Annotated in this window: 17 protein-coding genes; 1 reads left to right on the forward strand and 16 read right to left on the reverse strand. The window is 40.5% G+C overall.

The genetic code is table 11. From position 1 onward, the window contains the following. Window positions 1-154 precede the first annotated feature (154 nt). The 3 genes from DXA60_RS15625 to guaA all read right to left on the reverse strand — a co-directional run bounded on the left by DXA60_RS15625 (window position 155) and on the right by guaA (window position 3,747). The gene (locus DXA60_RS15625) at window positions 155-997 is read right to left on the reverse strand and encodes a carbon-nitrogen hydrolase family protein (protein ID WP_117922253.1); all 843 of its coding nucleotides are present in this window, start codon (window positions 995-997) and stop codon (window positions 155-157) included. 12 nt (window positions 998-1,009) lie between these two features. Continuing rightward, window positions 1,010-2,056: an HAD-IA family hydrolase gene (locus DXA60_RS15630; RefSeq protein ID WP_117922254.1), complete on the reverse strand. Its 1,047-nt coding sequence runs from the start codon at window positions 2,054-2,056 to the stop codon at window positions 1,010-1,012. Between the two features lie 116 nt (window positions 2,057-2,172). Continuing rightward, a complete protein-coding gene (guaA, locus tag DXA60_RS15635; RefSeq protein ID WP_117922255.1) occupies window positions 2,173-3,747 on the reverse strand; it encodes a glutamine-hydrolyzing GMP synthase in 1,575 nt (524 codons plus the stop codon). Window positions 3,748-4,067: 320 nt separating this feature from the next. Here guaA and DXA60_RS15640 point away from each other — a divergent pair, with 320 nt between their 5' ends. Continuing rightward, window positions 4,068-4,712, forward strand: a complete 645-nt coding sequence (locus DXA60_RS15640) for a putative ABC transporter permease (protein ID WP_117922256.1) — start codon at window positions 4,068-4,070, stop codon at window positions 4,710-4,712. Between the two features lie 29 nt (window positions 4,713-4,741). On the opposite strand, the gene DXA60_RS15645 is transcribed toward DXA60_RS15640, so the two are convergent. The 13 genes from DXA60_RS15645 to DXA60_RS15705 all read right to left on the reverse strand — a co-directional run bounded on the left by DXA60_RS15645 (window position 4,742) and on the right by DXA60_RS15705 (window position 17,343). Continuing rightward, entirely contained in the window at window positions 4,742-5,260 is a 519-nt protein-coding gene (locus DXA60_RS15645; RefSeq protein WP_117922257.1) for a DUF2798 domain-containing protein, read from the reverse strand. 368 nt (window positions 5,261-5,628) lie between these two features. After that, window positions 5,629-5,883 carry a sporulation transcriptional regulator SpoIIID gene (gene spoIIID, locus DXA60_RS15650; protein WP_117922258.1) on the reverse strand — a complete coding sequence of 85 codons (255 nt, stop codon included), beginning with the start codon at window positions 5,881-5,883 and terminating at the stop codon, window positions 5,629-5,631. Window positions 5,884-5,977: 94 nt separating this feature from the next. Then, window positions 5,978-6,622 (reverse strand): DUF4230 domain-containing protein, encoded by a 645-nt coding sequence (locus tag DXA60_RS15655; protein ID WP_243006921.1) that lies wholly within the window; start codon window positions 6,620-6,622, stop codon window positions 5,978-5,980. Between the two features lie 10 nt (window positions 6,623-6,632). After that, window positions 6,633-7,295, reverse strand: a complete 663-nt coding sequence (locus DXA60_RS15660) for a DUF4230 domain-containing protein (protein ID WP_117922260.1) — start codon at window positions 7,293-7,295, stop codon at window positions 6,633-6,635. A 175-nt stretch (window positions 7,296-7,470) separates the two neighbouring features. Then, window positions 7,471-9,696 (reverse strand): penicillin-binding Tp47 domain C-containing protein, encoded by a 2,226-nt coding sequence (locus tag DXA60_RS15665; RefSeq protein ID WP_117922261.1) that lies wholly within the window; start codon window positions 9,694-9,696, stop codon window positions 7,471-7,473. Window positions 9,697-9,768: 72 nt separating this feature from the next. Further along, complete coding sequence (locus tag DXA60_RS15670; RefSeq protein ID WP_243006922.1) at window positions 9,769-10,563, reverse strand: 4Fe-4S binding protein; 795 nt, start codon at window positions 10,561-10,563, stop codon at window positions 9,769-9,771. 128 nt (window positions 10,564-10,691) lie between these two features. Next, the gene (locus DXA60_RS15675; protein ID WP_117922262.1) at window positions 10,692-11,153 is read right to left on the reverse strand and encodes an FMN-binding protein; all 462 of its coding nucleotides are present in this window, start codon (window positions 11,151-11,153) and stop codon (window positions 10,692-10,694) included. Between the two features lie 13 nt (window positions 11,154-11,166). Beyond that, complete coding sequence (locus DXA60_RS15680) at window positions 11,167-13,497, reverse strand: FMN-binding protein (RefSeq protein WP_158570888.1); 2,331 nt, start codon at window positions 13,495-13,497, stop codon at window positions 11,167-11,169. A gap of 26 nt (window positions 13,498-13,523) precedes the next feature. After that, complete coding sequence (locus DXA60_RS15685; RefSeq protein ID WP_117922264.1) at window positions 13,524-14,507, reverse strand: FAD:protein FMN transferase; 984 nt, start codon at window positions 14,505-14,507, stop codon at window positions 13,524-13,526. 128 nt (window positions 14,508-14,635) lie between these two features. Then, complete coding sequence (locus DXA60_RS15690) at window positions 14,636-15,244, reverse strand: ECF transporter S component (protein ID WP_117922265.1); 609 nt, start codon at window positions 15,242-15,244, stop codon at window positions 14,636-14,638. A gap of 112 nt (window positions 15,245-15,356) precedes the next feature. Then, window positions 15,357-15,965 (reverse strand): ECF transporter S component, encoded by a 609-nt coding sequence (locus DXA60_RS15695; protein ID WP_117922266.1) that lies wholly within the window; start codon window positions 15,963-15,965, stop codon window positions 15,357-15,359. Window positions 15,966-16,192: 227 nt separating this feature from the next. Beyond that, complete coding sequence (locus DXA60_RS15700) at window positions 16,193-16,882, reverse strand: IS630 family transposase (protein ID WP_117922267.1); 690 nt, start codon at window positions 16,880-16,882, stop codon at window positions 16,193-16,195. Then, window positions 16,879-17,343 carry a helix-turn-helix domain-containing protein gene (locus DXA60_RS15705; RefSeq protein WP_117922268.1) on the reverse strand — a complete coding sequence of 155 codons (465 nt, stop codon included), beginning with the start codon at window positions 17,341-17,343 and terminating at the stop codon, window positions 16,879-16,881. The genes DXA60_RS15700 and DXA60_RS15705 overlap by 4 nt, the downstream gene beginning before the upstream one ends. Window positions 17,344-17,352: the final 9 nt, after the last annotated feature.

Below are 17,352 nucleotides of genomic sequence, written 5' to 3' on the forward strand. Positions count from 1 at the left end.
TTTCTGTTAATTTGTACTTGACAAGAGTCATTACATATCAGATTTAAGTGTTTTAATTGTTTGAACAGCAATCTCATTCCCCTATTTGTCATGTGATTCACGTTTCACTGTCCCCCTTTTTAATCCTAATGACATAAAGCACTCTCCCCTTGGCTCATCTATTCTGTTCATCCCTTATAAATGGTTTCTTGATTTCTTTACTTAACAACTGACTGTATGCTTCTACCTTACGAAATGTGTTTCCTAACATTTCCCGATTCCTGTATTCTCTAATAGCTTCCATATCAAACTCCGCATAAAAAATTCCCTCAGTTTTATCATCAGCCAGCAAAACTGTGTTATCAACACATTTTCCATTTCTATCCCAGCAAATTGGACTATATGCGCAGGAACATCCAGCATTATCTCCATTCGGATTTGCCATAGCGACTGCAACCATATTTTCATAAGCTCTTGTGGAAAGTGCTCTGATTCTTGGTTGCATGGAACCACAATCATTTGGCACCAGAATAACTTCAGCTCCTTTTAACATCAGTATTCTTGCACTTTCCGGATACTCTCTGTCATAACAAATCATAATGCCTAATTTTATTCCTTCAAAGTCACATACCCTAAACTCTTTCCCCGATTCAACATTTCTTTCATCTGCAAAATCACATGTATGCACCTTAGAGTATTTCATTAATACATTGCCCGACTTATTGATAACAAAGGCTGAGTTTTGCGGTTGCTTATTACCCTTTGTAAATGCTGTAAGTACTATGCCTATTTTATATTTTTGGGCATTCTCACATATTTGGGTAATCCTCATATCATCATCTGCAATGCTTTTTTCGTATGTCATTGGCAAATCATATCCTGTAATAAAGCATTCCGGCAGCAAAAGAATATCCGCATGGTTTTCCGAAGCCTCTTTCATTGCCATAATGATGCTCTCCATATTTTTATCGATTTGTGCATTAATAGCACGTTTTTGTAGTATTGCGATCTTGAACATTCACTTTTTCTCCTATAGATAATTCAAAATGTCAGATAAGTTATTAACTTCAATATCGGCTTTTTCACTCTCGTCCATTACAGTCCACAAACTTCCAAATCCCTGTTTTATCCATATCGTTTTCATTCCTAACTGTTTTGCTGGTACAATATCATTATCAATGCGGTCACCAATCATTACAACATTTTCCGGCTTACAGCCACTTCTTTCCAAAGCAATTTCAAATATACGTCTGTCCGGTTTTGATACACCTTCTTCTGCTGATGCAATGACTAAATCAATATATTTTCGCACTCCGAGATTTTCTAATCTTTCAGAAGTTCCTAATGGTTGGTTTGCAATTATACCAATTTCATAATTTCTGCTTAACCTTTTCAGGCAATTTTCAGAATCTGTATACAGCTTTTCATATTGTGATTCCCATTTAGGTAGTTCTATCCCCAATTGTTTTGCTATCTCTAAATCACCTTTTTTATTTCTCCTGTATAATGATATCGCATGTTCATAAATTTGTTGCGGAGTTATACCAGATAATTCAGCTATTTTTTTCATCCTATCTTCATAAACTCTACTTTCATCAACCAGCGTCGAACCAACATCAAAAAATAACCATTTTATTTCATCCTTCTTAGGCAAAAATCCTCTTTGTCTCGCTTCTTCTAGCAGTCTTGGTTGAATTTCCGGATATGTCCAATTAAGCGGTAGTTCATTCATAATTGCTATTTTCTCTATCTCACTATGTAAATCTTTTTCAAACGTATGTATCTCCGCGAAAAATAACTTTCCAAAGGTTTCTTTCCCATCAAAGTTGTCTGGCGCCGTCACAGAATAAATACATATCGGATTTATCTCAAAATTAATGGCTCCTGTTTCCTCATACAATTCTCTCTTTGCTGTTTCAAGAATATCCTCACCTTGTTCTCTATGTCCTCCCGGCACTTCCCATGTACTTCTTTCTCTATGCTTGCAGAATACCCATTTCCCATTATGTTTTGCAATAATAACTGCAAACTTTAGCATTGAATCATCAATGCTATCATAAAAATTCACTTTCGTCATATAATGCTCCTTATTAAATTTCCTCTAATTATCATTATTGTTCCCACAAATAGAGCCATTCGATAAAACAAATGCCGGAAGCCCGCATAAATACAGGCTTTCGGCATTTCTGTCCGTTATTCAAACTCAATCGTTCCCGGTGGTTTACTCGTCAAATCATACATTACCCTGTTGACGCCCTTCACCTCATTAATAATTCGGCTCATAACTCTCTGGAGCACCTCAAACGGAATCTCCGCTGATTCGGCAGTCATGAAATCAACTGTATTGACGGCACGCAGTGCCACAGCATAGTCGTAGGTACGCTCATCACCCATAACACCGACGGAACGCATGTTAGTGAGTGCCGCAAAGTATTGGTTCGGCATCCAGGATGGCGCCTTGCCATTTGCTTTAGTGTACTCTTCTACTGCTTTGTCCACTTCCTCCCGGTAGATGGCATCAGCATCCTGCACGATCTTGACTTTTTCGGCATTAACCTCACCGATGATACGGATGCCAAGTCCCGGTCCAGGGAATGGCTGACGGAAAACAAGTTTTTCCGGGATACCAAGTTCAAGTCCGGCTTTTCTTACTTCGTCCTTGAAAAGATTACGGAGTGGCTCAATGATTTCTTTGAAATCAACGAAATCAGGAAGACCACCTACGTTGTGGTGGGATTTGATCACGGCTGACTCTCCGCCAAGTCCACTCTCAACAACATCCGGGTAAATCGTTCCCTGTGCGAGGAAATCGACAGCTCCGATCTTCTTTGCCTCTTCTTCGAATACACGGATGAATTCCTCACCGATGATCTTACGTTTCCGCTCCGGCTCTGTGACACCAGATAGCTTGCTATAATAGCGCTCCTGTGCATTGACACGGATAAAATTCAGGTCAAACTGTCCGTTTGGTCCGAATACTGCTTCAACCTCGTCGCCCTCATTTTTACGAAGAAGACCATGGTCTACAAATACACAGGTAAGCTGTTTTCCAATTGCACGGGACAACAGACCTGCTGCAACAGAAGAATCCACTCCACCAGATAAGGCAAGTAATACTTTTCCGTCACCGACTTTTTCACGGATCTCTTTAATCGTATGCTCCACAAAAGAGTCCATTCTCCAGGTTCCCTCACAGCCACAGATGCTGCGTACAAAATTGTGAAGCATCTTCGTACCTTCCTGTGTATGAAGCACTTCCGGATGAAACTGGATTGCAAATAATCCTTTCTCCTGATTCTCTGCAGCAGCAACCGGACAATCTGCCGTATGCGCAACAATATTAAATCCCGGTGCAACCTTTGAAATATAATCAAAATGACTCATCCAGCAGATCGTATTTTCTGATACGCCTGTAAATAACGGCGATGAAGTATCGACCGTAACCTCGGTTTTTCCGTACTCACGGACAGGTGCCTTTTCCACTTTTCCTCCAAGTACGTGCATCATCAACTGCGCACCATAGCAGAGTCCTAAAACCGGCACGCCAAGTTCAAATAATTCTTTCGAACAGGTCGGTGAATCAGCCTCATAGCAACTGTTCGGACCGCCGGTAAGAATGATTCCCTTTGGATTCATTGCCTTGATCTGCGCGATATCCGTCTTGTAGGAATATATCTCACAGTAAACATTGCATTCTCTGACACGTCTCGCAACCAGCTGGTTGTACTGACCGCCAAAATCAATGACAATTACTTTCTCATGATCCATTGATCTTCTTCCTCCTGATGTTTTCGTTGCCTGCCATCCGTTTGTGACGATGCCTTTTTTAAAGCATGTCCTTCCCTGATGCAGACTTTAATGATATTTATTATAAGATACGTTTAGGGAGTTTACAAGGCGTTTTTCCCTCTATTACAGTATTTTGTCATTTTTATCAAAAAAATAAATATTTTGGATTCAAATATCACTTAATTTTAAAAACATGTACCTGAAAAATTTGGTCTAAAAATCTGTCTGATGCATTTTAAAATCTTTGAATTATTAAACAAAAATACATATCCCTTTTCTTCTGCGGTCATAATATCCATATGAAAAAACATTCCAATCTTCCGGATTTTTCAAAACTCTGCGCACCGGAGCAGAATCCCATACAGGATAAGATTTCCCTGCTGATCCACTTCTTCTTTCTGGGAAGTTTTTCAGGATTTCTCTGGGAAACCCTTATTTTTCTTGTAAAAGATAATACTTTTCGCAACCGTGGCTTCTTTTATGGTCCATGGCTGCCTGTTTATGGGATTGGTGCGGTGGTCTTTTACTGTTTTTTTCATCATTCCAGCAAAAAAATATCCGGAGCCACTCATCTATCAGGCAGAACATTCCGCTCTAAAATAAAATACCACCCAATCACTATATTCACCAAAACTGCTCTTCTTGGAACAGCCTTAGAACTTGTAATCGGATGGCTTCTCAATACATTTTTCCATTTACGGTACTGGGATTACAGCAGTTATCCGTACAATTTTCATGGATATATCTGCCTTTTTTCAGCAATCGGATTTGGTATCGCAGGTATGCTCTGGATCTGTGTATTTTCTAATATATTCCGAAAATACTGGTTCTCCCTGCCACCCGGTTTCAGACGCTGCTTCAACAGTATGCTGGTACTTTTATTCCTCACAGACTGCGCGGCCGCACTGATTTTCCCAAATGCCGGGCATGGAATCACATTTTAATCTGCAGGCTTGCGCCTTCATCTGCCTCTTTAATTTCTGGCACTTCCACCTTCTAAATATTCGCTTTCCTCTTCCATAACCTGATTTTCTTTTTCTTTAAAAATCATTCCGAAAATAGCACGTACAAGCGGGCCTGCAAAAAAGATCTGCCAGAAAAATGCCATTGGGAAATTCAGTGCTGTCGTCTCAATCCACACAGCGATCACTTCTTTTCCGGCATGTTTAAATAAAAGTGTTGCTGCAAGGCTCATTGTCGGACACATCAGGCAGACTGTGATTGATGAAATAGCAAGAATCAGCATGATCGGCTTGTCCACACCAGGTGTCACAATACGGAATGCAAGTTTTTTTGACAATGATCCGTAAAGGAAAAAGTCAAGAATAAATGCGATCGGTCCCATGATCACCAGTTCATGAAATGCATTTAAAAATACAATATTGCTCATTCCTCCCATGTTCAGTGAAATATTGTAGCAGATCATTGCGTACACCATCACGAACACCATTAAAATAGTAAATACAACTTCCTGTAACTTTGTCTTTGGCATATTTTTCTCCTCATTCTTCTGATAAAATATTTATTTTTCCCGACAAAAAAGCAGAGAAAGCAATCTTTGCGATCGCTTTCTCTGCTACACGTCGTGTGATTATTATAACGTATTATATGCACTTTTATAATAGTTTTAATTTCACAAATTTTTTATACAATTCATGAAATTCATTGTGCAATTTCTTCAATGCTGTCCTATAATTTCGTAGGAAGCACTTTCCTTTTTTATATGTTTTTTGTTTCATGAAGCATGCCTTTCATTTTTGAAACATGTCTTTCGTTTCATGAAGCATGCCTTTCATTTTTTGAAACATGTCTTTCGTTTCATGAAGCATGCTTTTCATTTTTTGAAACATGTCTTTCGTTTCATGCATGCTGATGCAGATATTTCTCCCTTGTTGCGAGTCCGCCGCGGATATGACGTTCGGATTTATTGACATCTAATACTTTTCGTGCTTCTGCCGCAAGCGACGGATTTACCTGGGCAAGACGTTCCGTGACATCTTTATGTACCGTACTCTTGCTGATTCCAAAATGTTTCGCTGCCTGACGCACCGTCGTATTATTATCAATAATATATCTGGCTATTTCCATAGCTCTTTCCTCAATATAGGTTTTCACAAAAAATCCCCTGCAATACTTGTTTTTACATTGTATGCAGGGAATTTTTGTTCATGACAATAGAATGTTTACAGAACATGCATCCTATTGTTTCTTACCTTTCTGTTCCATTTTCAGCATATTTCCATGTAACCTGATATTCCACACCGGTAGCTTCCCCCAACTGTGTGATATAATTTTCTATCAATGTTTTCGCACGCTCCTGCGCGCCTGCCAATAACGTTTTATTCTTTTCCACTGCTGCCACCATTTCATCCTGTGCCTCATTTACTGCCTGTGTCTGCTCCTCAGCTGTGATCTGATTCTTGTTAAACCATGAATCTGACGTTGCAATATAATCATCCACATCTATTGTTTTTACTTCCGGTTGAAAAATTTTTGCTCCGGGAATCGTAATTTGTACACTGGTACCATTTACATCCATTTTCACATCTGACATTTCAATCCCAATCTTGACAACTCCTGTATACTCAATCCAGAATTTTCTCTCCTTTTCTCCCAGATGTGCCAATCCGAATCCTTTTTCTTTTGTGGACTTAGCCACATTATGATAATAACATTCCAGCGTTGCAAGATCACAGATGGATCTGATCTGCGCCAGATCCGGTTCTAAGACATCCGCAGTTTCCATTTCTTGTGTTTCTTCCATTTTCACTTTTGTCTTATCGTTTTTATTTGTACATGCAACTAAAAACAATGACATGACACATAGTATCATAATTATCCTATATTTTCTCATTGCATTCCCCCTATTTAATATTAACTTTATATTCCCCGTCAATCTGTTGTACCCATGGATCAACCAACGCTTCTACCGCAGTAACCGCATTTTCCTTCGCCAATGTCATCAGATCATTTTCTTTTGCCGCCCGCCTGGCAAGATCTGTTTTACATAATTCATATGCCTCCTGTGATACAGTTTCCGTTTCATATTTTTTATTTTCAAAAATATAATCCATTGAACCAAAATCCACCATTGTATTCTGTATTTCGCTCTCCGGCAAGGTAATGGTGATTATTTTTGTATCCTCATCAATATCGATCATAATCTTACTGAAATCAATTCCTGCAGTAACGGTTCCTTCATATGCCACATAATATTTCGGAGTAACACCATCCTCCTCATACGCACGGGCAACTGCATTATAGGAATAATCTACCGTGGAAAGTTCACTGATTTCAAAAACTTTTTCCAATGACGCTTTTGAAATCGTTGTTACCGTTCCTTCTTCCCCGATGATTGCATCTTTTGTATTTTTTAAGAAAACAGATGAAGGATCTGCATTCAGAATTTTCAGAATGACACACACTATCACAATTGCTAAAATAACCCCTCCCGTGATACGAATCTTTATCACCCGTGTTCTCTTCTCTTTATTTTTGCTCTTTTTTTCGCCTGTGTTCTGCTGCATCGCTTTTTCCTCCGCAAATGTTCAATTACACATTCCATTCTACAATAAGGTTTCTTTTCTCACAAGCACCATATTTTCTGTAATAAAAGAAAGAAGAAGCCTGGTTACAGTTCAAAAAAAGGATCTGAATCTTTTCAGATTCAGACCCCATTTTACAATAAAATATATCTGCGCCTTACATTTTTTTAACCTTGATATTTTTACCGGCACCTTTTGCCTTAAAAATAGTCTTGTAAAAAGATACTTTCTTTGAAGGTACTTTAAAGACTGCGTTTGCTTTGATGTTCTTAAATGCATCTTTTCCTACACTTGATTTAGTAAGTTTTGATGTCTTGATTGTAACTGCTGCTAACTTTTTATTACCGGAAAATGCTTCTTTACCGATCTTTGTCAGTTTTGTGGAAGAAACCGTAATGCTGGTAAGTGCTGTACAATTTTTAAAAGCAGCATTCCCAATGCTCTGCAGGGATTTTGAATCTAAAACAAGTTTTTTCAACGCCTTACATCCGTTAAAAGCGTTGTTTTCAATTTTTGTTATATTAGATGCTCCACTTACAGTTTTTAATTCTGTACATTTATGAAATGCCTTATTTCCGATCGTCTTTACATTAGAACCGACAGCTACTTTTGTCAGTTTGCTACATCCGGAAAATGCGCTGTCTGCAATTGCAGTTACCTTAAATGTATATCCGTTGATTTTAACCGTTGCAGGAATAGATACCTTTGTAATGGTTTTCTTTGCATATTTATTTACGGTTACGGTATTTTTTCCGGTTACTTTATACTTGATCTGTCCAACTGTTTTCACAGTTCCAACTGCCGGTTTTTTCTTTTTGTCTGTAGTTCCGTTATTTCCCGTATCAGCTTTTACCAGTGCCGAAATCGCTGTTTCCAGATCACTTGCTGCCTGATCTACTGCAGTCTGTTCTGCGGCTGCATCTGTAAGTTTTTTTGCAGCATTAAGTGCAGTCTGTAACTTTTTCCAGCTGTCTGCCGTGTAATCACTCTGCTTTAATGATTCTGCTTTCCTGATCGCAGCGTTCAGTTTTGTAACATCTGTTTTTGTTTCTTCCTTTGGCTCTGCCTTTACCAGCGCTTTGATTGCAGCATTCAGATGCTCTGTTGCCTCATCTACAGTAGCCTGTGTGTGCGGAGCCGCAAGCTCATCTTTTGCCTCTTTCAATTCAACGCAAAGATCAGACCAGCTTGCTGCCGTATAATCACTCTCAGTTAAGCTCTCTGCACTTTTGATTGCAGCTTCAAGTGCTGTAGTATTTACCGTTTCCTCTTCATCCTTAACGATATTTGCATCCGTTGCCTCAAATTTTACTGTATAATCATTGTAACCAAGTGCATATACCGTCAATGTCCAATATCCGGTTCCATCTGTTCCCTCCGGCAGTTTGCAGCGCAGTGAATCCGTAAGTCCAAGCTGTATTCCCTGTGCTTTATGCATCCAGTTATCTGCTGCAAATTTGGTTCCATAAGACTGAAGTGGTTTGGTATAAGTACTGTCAGATCCATAATAAGTCCACTCTACTGCCTGCATATCTGCGCCAAGTGCACCATATCCGTCTCCTGTTAAATCAACACGGAGAAACTCTCCATAAGAACCGTTTGCCTCTTTTACCGTTGTTGTGATATTCTCTGCAGTTTTTAATGCAGCATCCTTAATACCAGAATCCGTTCCTTTATTTACCCTCGCAGAAAATGAAAAACTTCCGTCCTCATTTTTGGTAACCGTTTTTAAGCCATTGGTGTTTTCTGTTACTTCTGCGACCAGATCCGTATAGTTTTTCAGATTGTTCTCCGTAAAGCCTCCGGATAAAGTATCTCCATTTTCTACTACGGTATATGCTGCTTTAAAAGCTTCATAATCGTCTGTTTTTACCTTGACTGGAACATATTTAAGTCCGGTTACCACATAACTTTCAATATCTTTTTTATTATAGGAAAAAGGATTTCCATCCGTCAGTACACCTGCGGTTACCCCCGTATAATATGCCACTTTAAGTTTGGTACCATCTTTCATTGTAATTTCTGATGTACACTGGTAACTTCCCCTGTGCAGACCATGATTGGTAGTTGCCCTCGATACCGTATCAAATGCGCCCTTGTCAAGTTCGCCCTTTGCATCTTCCTCGGCAGAGCTCTCTGTACTTCCGGCATTATATACATCTTCATTTTTCCAGTACTCAGCCCAGCTCAGTGCTGCATAAGCATACTGATACTCCTGCGCCGTCTCGTTTTCACTCTTCACCTCTTCTCCGGTGATCTGCTCTGCTTCTACTGCACTTTCTTCTGCTGCAAAAACTGCCATAGACGGTGTTCCTGTTGCTGCCACCATGGAAAAAGCCAATACACCAGTAAGAATCCGTGCAGATACATCTTTTCTTTTCACTTTAAAATCCTCCTTTGTTTTATCTATCAAAAGTCAGTATCAACTAACTTTTAACCAAAAATTTTTCTTTGATCAAATTCCGATCCATAAATATAATAAAAGCAGAATTACCACCCTTATGCCAGTAAACCACCATTCATTACCTTTCTGTTTTCCAGAGATACCGCAGTGAATGTTCCTTTTGGGACAGGTGCCGATACATTTCTGGCACATAAAACATTCACCTCTTGTCTCGATCGAGCCAGTTTCCGGCAGTCCGATATCTGATGGACATTTTTTCGTACATGCCGCACACCCCGGAATGCAGTTTTCCCTGTCTCTTCTGAGTACAAAATATGGAAATACCGGAAGAAGAGAAAATATCGCTCCCATCGGGCACAAAATGCGGCAGAAAAAACGCTCCTGCACACACATGCCGCACAGGATCAGAATAAGCAGGACGACTCCCACAAGATATTCTCCCAATGCAAAATTTCCTGCATGAACCATGGAAAATACATCCCATGGACTGCAGCCTTTCAATCTCACATAAACACCGTTAAAGCACAGAAAAAGAATCAATAATAATATGAGATATTTTATCTGTGATAATGCTGCCGTAAGTTCCGCACTAAGCGTGACCGGCTTCTTTTTTATTTTTTTACAGACCCAGACATAAACTGCACGCACCCAGTCAGAAAGGCTTCCAAATGCACACGCAAATCCACAAAAAAACCGTCCACATACCACAGTAAATGCACAGAGCATAATAAGTGTCATCACAAATGACGTAATCTCTATCTGTGCCCCCGTTCCCATCTGTCCGGCAATATATTTGACACCGGAAAATGCAGCCGTAAATGCTGATGGGAACAATACAAAAAACAATAGTTGTATTCCCGCACGTATCCATACCGGGATCTGCTTTTTATGCTTTTTCCAAAAAACAGATCTATTTTTTTGAATTATTTCAGCTATATTTTTTAACTTTGTATCTTCCAATTTTTTCCTCACTCTTACTGTTCTGCCTGTTTCAGTGCCTCGCTGACGGCATCCCGGATTCCGGTAGAACTAAATGTTGCACCACTTATGGTATCCACTTCCGTGGACTGCGCATCCATGATCTTTGGAATAATATCTTCTGCCATGGATAAATAAGCTTTATCCTCACCATCTGCAGATGTTATCTCAATTTCACTGACTGCTCCATTTTCAACGGTCACAAGTACATTGATCATTCCGCCAAAACCCTTTGCTTCACCTTCCCATTTACCATCAGAATAGGCGCCTTTTGCATTGACAGTTTTCTCATTTTCCTGCCCTATGGCATCTTCTTTGTCCTGCTGCAGTTTTGTCACCTGCGCCTCTAACTTTGTGATCTCTTCATCTTTGCTTCTATCCTTTAATACCTGGTCATAACCTGCCAGTATCAAAATGACTGCTGCCAGACTAAATGAGCGGATCAAAAAATCTTTCATCTGACATTCTCCCTTAATTTTTTGCCTGCTCTAATGCCTTCTGGCAGGCTTCAATGATTGCTTTTGAAGAACAGGTTGCAGACGATACCGTATCGATTCCCTCTGTACTGTTCTTTTGTAATATCTGACTGACAACACCTTTCGATGCGGCTTTTATATAGAAAGAATTGCTCTTTCCACCGTCTCCGGAAATATCTCTGATCTCTGTGATCTTATCGTTTTCAATCACAACCGTCACCGTCAGATTATATGCATCAAAATCCTCGTCCTCATCCGGATTGCAGACAACATTTACCTTATAGTTACCATTTTTATAAGTCAGCGTCTTCCCGCCACTATCCTCAGTGTTTTCCGTATCATTTTTTTCGGTATCACCGCCACTCTCCGTGCTGTCACTGCCGTTTTCCGTATTACCACCGTTATTTTCTGTGTCTTCACTGTCTTTTTCTGTATTCTCGCTGTTCTTTTCCGTGTTTTCGCTGTCTTTTTCTGTATTCTCGCTGTCTTTTTCTGTGTCCTCGCTGTTCTTTGTATCGTCAGCATCGTTCTGACTGCCGGATGAAGTGTAGATGCCGTCTTTTTCTGCAGCTTTTGCCACTACCTCCACAGCATGCATTACCGCTTTAGAGGTGCAGGTTGCACCGGACACTGTGTCTACTCCATCAATTCCGTTTTTCTTTACAATCTGCGCCGCAACCCCCGGATGTTTACTGCTGCCAGAGACCGCTTTTGTAATATAAGTATCATTCTGGGAACCTCCATCCCCATACACGTCGGAAACTTCAATGATCTTTCCATTCTGAAACATCACTTTTACATGCAGGTTGTACGATGTAAAAGCGCCGCTCTCATCCGGATTACATACAACTACTCCATAATACGAACTCGCATTTGATGTGTCTGGCTTTTCGGTATCATCCTGTGTTTCGGTATCCGTTTTTCCCTTTTCTGCAGCCTTCATCGCATTTGATACTGCCTCAATGATTCCTTTTGAACTATATGTTGCACCGGAAACCGTATCCACAGACAAGCTCTGCTTATCTATGATAGTATCCGCTACTTTTTTCGCCTGGTTAAAATAACGGTCATCCTCGTTTTTGTGATCTGTGATCAGAATCGCCTTAATCGTCTTATCCTGTAATACCATCGTGGCAGCGATATCACCGCCATAGCCCTCCCCGACTCCGGTATAGACTCCGTCTGGATAGTTAAATTCTCCCTTTTTCTGCTTTTCTGTTTCTTCCTTGTCCAGCCCAAGTGCATTTTTTACCGCATTAATAATACCGTTGGAACTAAATGTTGCACCGGAAACCGCATCCACATTTACTGTCTGACCTGCAAGGATTGTCCTTATAACGCCTTTCGCACGTTCAAAATAAGATTCCGTGTCTGACTGTCTGACAATATCGATCGCCGTGATCGTACGGTTTTCCACTTTTACCGATACTGTCACTGTGCCGGAATATCCCTGTGCACTTCCCGTATATGTACCATCCGCAATATCAAAATCTCCTTTTCCAATTGTAAATGCATCTTCCGTCTCGCCCGTCAATGCATTTTTTACCGCATCAATAATTCCCCTTGAACTATATGTAGCGCCGGAGACCGTATCCACATCCGTACTCTGCTTTTCTAAAATACTTGCAGTCACACCCTCCTTTGCACGGTTAAAAAATCCTGCATCATCCGACGTTTTTACAATATAGATCCCAACGATCGACTTATCTTTGATTTCAATAAACAATTTGACTGGTCCGGCAAATCCAGTTCCGGTTCCTTCATAATAGCCATCATCCAACGCAAAATTTCCTTTTGCCACAGCCGTTTTCTTCGTCTTGTCACCGGAAGACAATGCATCTTTGACTGCATTTATGATTCCTTTTGAACTGTATGTTGCACCGGAAACTGTATCCACATCCGTACTCTGCTTTGCAAGGATGCTTGCTGTCACGCCTTCTTTTGCACGATTGAAAAAGGCTGCATCATCCGAATTGCTCAGAATATTGATCGACCGGATCGTCTGATTTCTGATCTCAACTGAAACTTTGATCTTGCCGGAGAATCCATTCGCACTTCCTTCATAAGTTCCATCTGCAAGATCAAACGCACCAGTCAAAACAGCAACCGTTTCCGTATTTTCAAATTCCGTCTCTGTTTCCGGCTCTTCCACCGACTCATTACTGGCATTTTCGATAACAGTTTCTGACTCTTCCTGTTCATCCTCTGATTCTGCACCATAAACCGGTGCTGTATAATCACTCAGTGAAACAACTGCACCAAGTCCCACGATTGCTGCCAGAATAACCGGTGCGATTCCTGAAATATTTTTCCAGATTTTGTTCATGCTTATCTCCATCTAAAACTATCTTTTTATGATTCTTTTTCAATGATCTTCGTATCCAGTTCCGATTCAAAACTATTTGCAATCCCCTCTGTGACATAGATTTTCCTGTCATCCGTCATCAGAATCATGTCAAATTCATCACTGTGAGCTCTCCAGTATTCCGTTGCAGCTTCCTTCCCCATAATAAAAACGGACGTAGAAAGTCCATCCGCAAGCGTCCCGTCTGCCGTAACAATGGAAACAGAAATCAGTCCGTTCTCCGCCGGATAACCAGTTTTGGGGTCTATAATATGATGATATGTCTTTCCATCCTGCTCAAAATACCGTTCATACCCACCGGAAGTGATCACTGCCTTATCCTGTATGGAGAGCACTCCAATATACTGATCTGTATCCTGTGGATTCTGCACTGCAACACGCCATTTGCTCCCATCTGTTTTGGTTCCAAGTGCCTGTACATTTCCACCAAGATTAACCAGTCCGCTTTTAAGTCCACATTCACGGTATATATCCATGATACGTGCGGAAGTATATCCTTTTGCTATCCCGCCTAAATCAATCTGCATTCCTTCTTTTTGGAATGAAATCTCCTTCGTCCTGCTGTCATAAGAAATATCATTCACATCCGTCAATGTCAGAAGCTCCTGTAATTCTTCTTCCTCCGGCACCCTGAAATTATCATCTGTAAATCCCCATGCTTTCATCACAGGGTATATTGCAATATCAAATGCACCATTTGTTGACTGGTACAGGTCTAAAGACCGTTCCACAAGATAAGCGGTATCCTCCGAAAGGATTCCTCCTCCATTCTGATTGATCTGATAAATCTCACTATTTTGATCTCCGGTAGATAAAAGACTATCGAGACGTTCTATTTCCTCCTCTGCCCGTCGGACAGCTTCATTTGCACCAACACCATAAGCTGTTACATTCATATAGGTATCCATTGCAAATATATCCCTGCTTGCCTGTGTACTTTCGTTTTCCTGCTGACTCTGCGCATCTGCCATTTTCTGTGTGCTGCTTTCCTCATTTTATATAACAGGAAACTTCAACGCTTTTTTTATAAGCAGAAAGATCCCAGTGTTATCCTTAATGGTAACACTGGGATCTTTCTACATATCGTCATATGTTTTATTTAATTGTATTTTAATGCCTTTTTCAAAGCTGCTGAAATTGCCGTTCCTACGATAAAACATACGATTGCTTCAATCAGTCCGTTCACACCGACAAATGCTAAAATAAACAGCAATGCATTTTTCGCACCCAGAGCCGATACGAATGACTGGATGTATTCTGTATTGTAAAATCCGAGCACTAACATTCCCATAAAAAATGTAGTGTTAAGTAATGGACAGCAAAGGTTGCTGATCGTAACAGATGCACCGGATGGCAGCTTTGTTTTGCGAAGTCCTTTATAGATCAGACCTGTCAGCCATCCCATCAAAATACGGGTAGGTACGCATACCAGAAATGTCAAAAAACCGTTAATTCCAAGCAGTGCTGCACCAAACGGACTCATGCCAAAGCACTGGATAAAACTTGTAATGCCGAACACACCGCCTAAGATCGCACCTGCTGCCGGTCCTAATGTAACAGCTCCTACCGCTACCGGAACGACGATCAGCGTGATCTCAAGACCTGCTGTTCTGATATATCCGATCGGGGTAAAAGCCATGATAAGAATAATAGCAACTAAAAGTGCCATCTCCACAAGATACTTTGTGGAAAACTTTTTCTGAGTCATAGTCTCTTCCTCTTTTCTTAATAATATGTAATTTTTTCATATGCAACGTTATTAAGTATAGCACTTGAACACCTTTTCCGCAATGCTGCATTAACGTTTTTAACATATTCTGTTAATTGTATTTCAGTGCCTTTTTCAAAGCTGCAGAAATTGCCGTTCCTACAACAAAACATACAACCGCTTCAACAAGTCCGTTGATTCCCACAAATGCAAGCACAAACCAGAACGGATTGCTGACACCCAGTGTCTGAACAAATGACTGGATATACTCCGTCTGATAAAAACCAATCACCAGCATACCCATAAACAATGTCGTATTCAAAAGCGGACAGCATAAATTTGCGACCGTGATTGATGCAGTATATGGGATTTTCGTCTTTCTGAGTCCCTGATAGATCAATCCGGTCAGCCATCCTACCAGAATACGTGTCGGCACATATACCAGAAATGCCAGAAACGGATTAATTCCAAGCAGCGTCGCACCAAAGGCGTTTAGTCCGAAACACCGTAAAAAACTGGCAAATCCAAATACACCACCTAAGATTGCACCTGCCGTTGGTCCTAGTGTAACAGCTCCTACCGCCACCGGAACAACGATCAGGGTAATTTCTATACCTACTGTCTTAATGTATCCGAGCGGGGTAAAAGCCATGATAAGAATGATGGCAACTAAAAGTGCCATTTCCACAAGAAATTTTGTGGAAAACTTTTTCTGAGTCATAGTCCCTTCCTCTTTTCTCGTTTTTATGTAATTTTATACGAAACACAGGACGAGCCATTTGTGAATCATTATAAATTTCCGGCATCCTGTATCTCTGCAACGTGACTAAGTATAACATCTGGCAGTATTTTCCGCAATCTTAGATTGCGTTAATCCTAAAATTGTGCCATCCTCAGAATTGCACTACTGTACTGTATCATTGAAATTTAGTATATCTGCCACTTTAATTAAAAAGTGACAGATGATAGTGTCGGATACAGTGATATCAGTTTTTCCCGTGCATCCCCGGTTTGGAAATGCCACTGTATCTTAGCTGTATCCCGATTACGTTCCATTTCCCATGCTGATAACTCACATTTAAGTTTGTCAAGGGTGGATATTCGACGCGAAAGACATTGGCGTGTCATTACATTCAGCTCAATTTCTGCCATGTCAAGCCAACTTCCATGTTTAGGCGTATAGTGGATTTCCAGTCGTTTTATGATCCTTCTTGCTTCTGATGGTGGAAATGCTTTATAAAGTGAAGCAGCTTTATGGGTGTTTAGATTGTCCATTACCAGTATGATTTTCTTTGCATCTGGAAACATTTCATCTGACAGATATTTGATTTCCATTGCCCGGTCAATTGCAGTACGGTGTTCATGGACACTCACATGGTGTCTGCCGCCAAGTGGTTCAACAAAAGCAAATATGCTGCAGGTGCCATTCCTCTTATATTCGGAATCCGTTTTCTGGTTGTCACCCGGACGAACAGGCAGTGGCTGCCTTACATCATCCAAAAGCTGGTATGGCTTTTCATTCATACAGACAACAGGGTACATCGGGTCATATGGGAGTTCATAAACATCAAGGACATCTTCCATGCAGGCTACAAAATCAGCATCTTCTTTTGACGGAATACACCAGTAATCATTCATGTGAGGTCGAAGTTTATTTTTTTTAAAGCCCTGCCGATGGTATCTTTACTGACTGGAACATCAAGTACAATTTTTGCCTGTTCTTCCAGCAGACGGAGTGTCCAGCGGGAATGTCCTTCCGGTGCAGGACTGCACGCAATTTCAATAATACGAGCCTCAGCACGCCCATCAAATTTTCTGCATGCATTATCAGAATTGACATTCCGGTTCATTGTACGGATACCCTGGATGCCTTTTTCGGAATAAAGCTTTACAGTATTCATGATAGTAGCCATACATACACAATTTGTTTTGGCAGACTGTGCATGGGTAAGAACTTTACCGTGTGCCTCATCTAGATCAATGATAATCTGGCATCTGTTTCGAACAGTTTTGGTTGTTTGCTTTTTACGCATAACAGATTTTAGTTCCTTGAGTTCGTCATCCGTTAATGAAATATTATATTTTTTTGGTCTTGCCATCTAAAATCA

It is taken from the genome of Roseburia sp. OF03-24, from assembly GCF_003463035.1.
In the GTDB taxonomy this organism is placed as follows: Bacteria; Bacillota; Clostridia; order Lachnospirales; family Lachnospiraceae; genus Roseburia; species Roseburia rectibacter.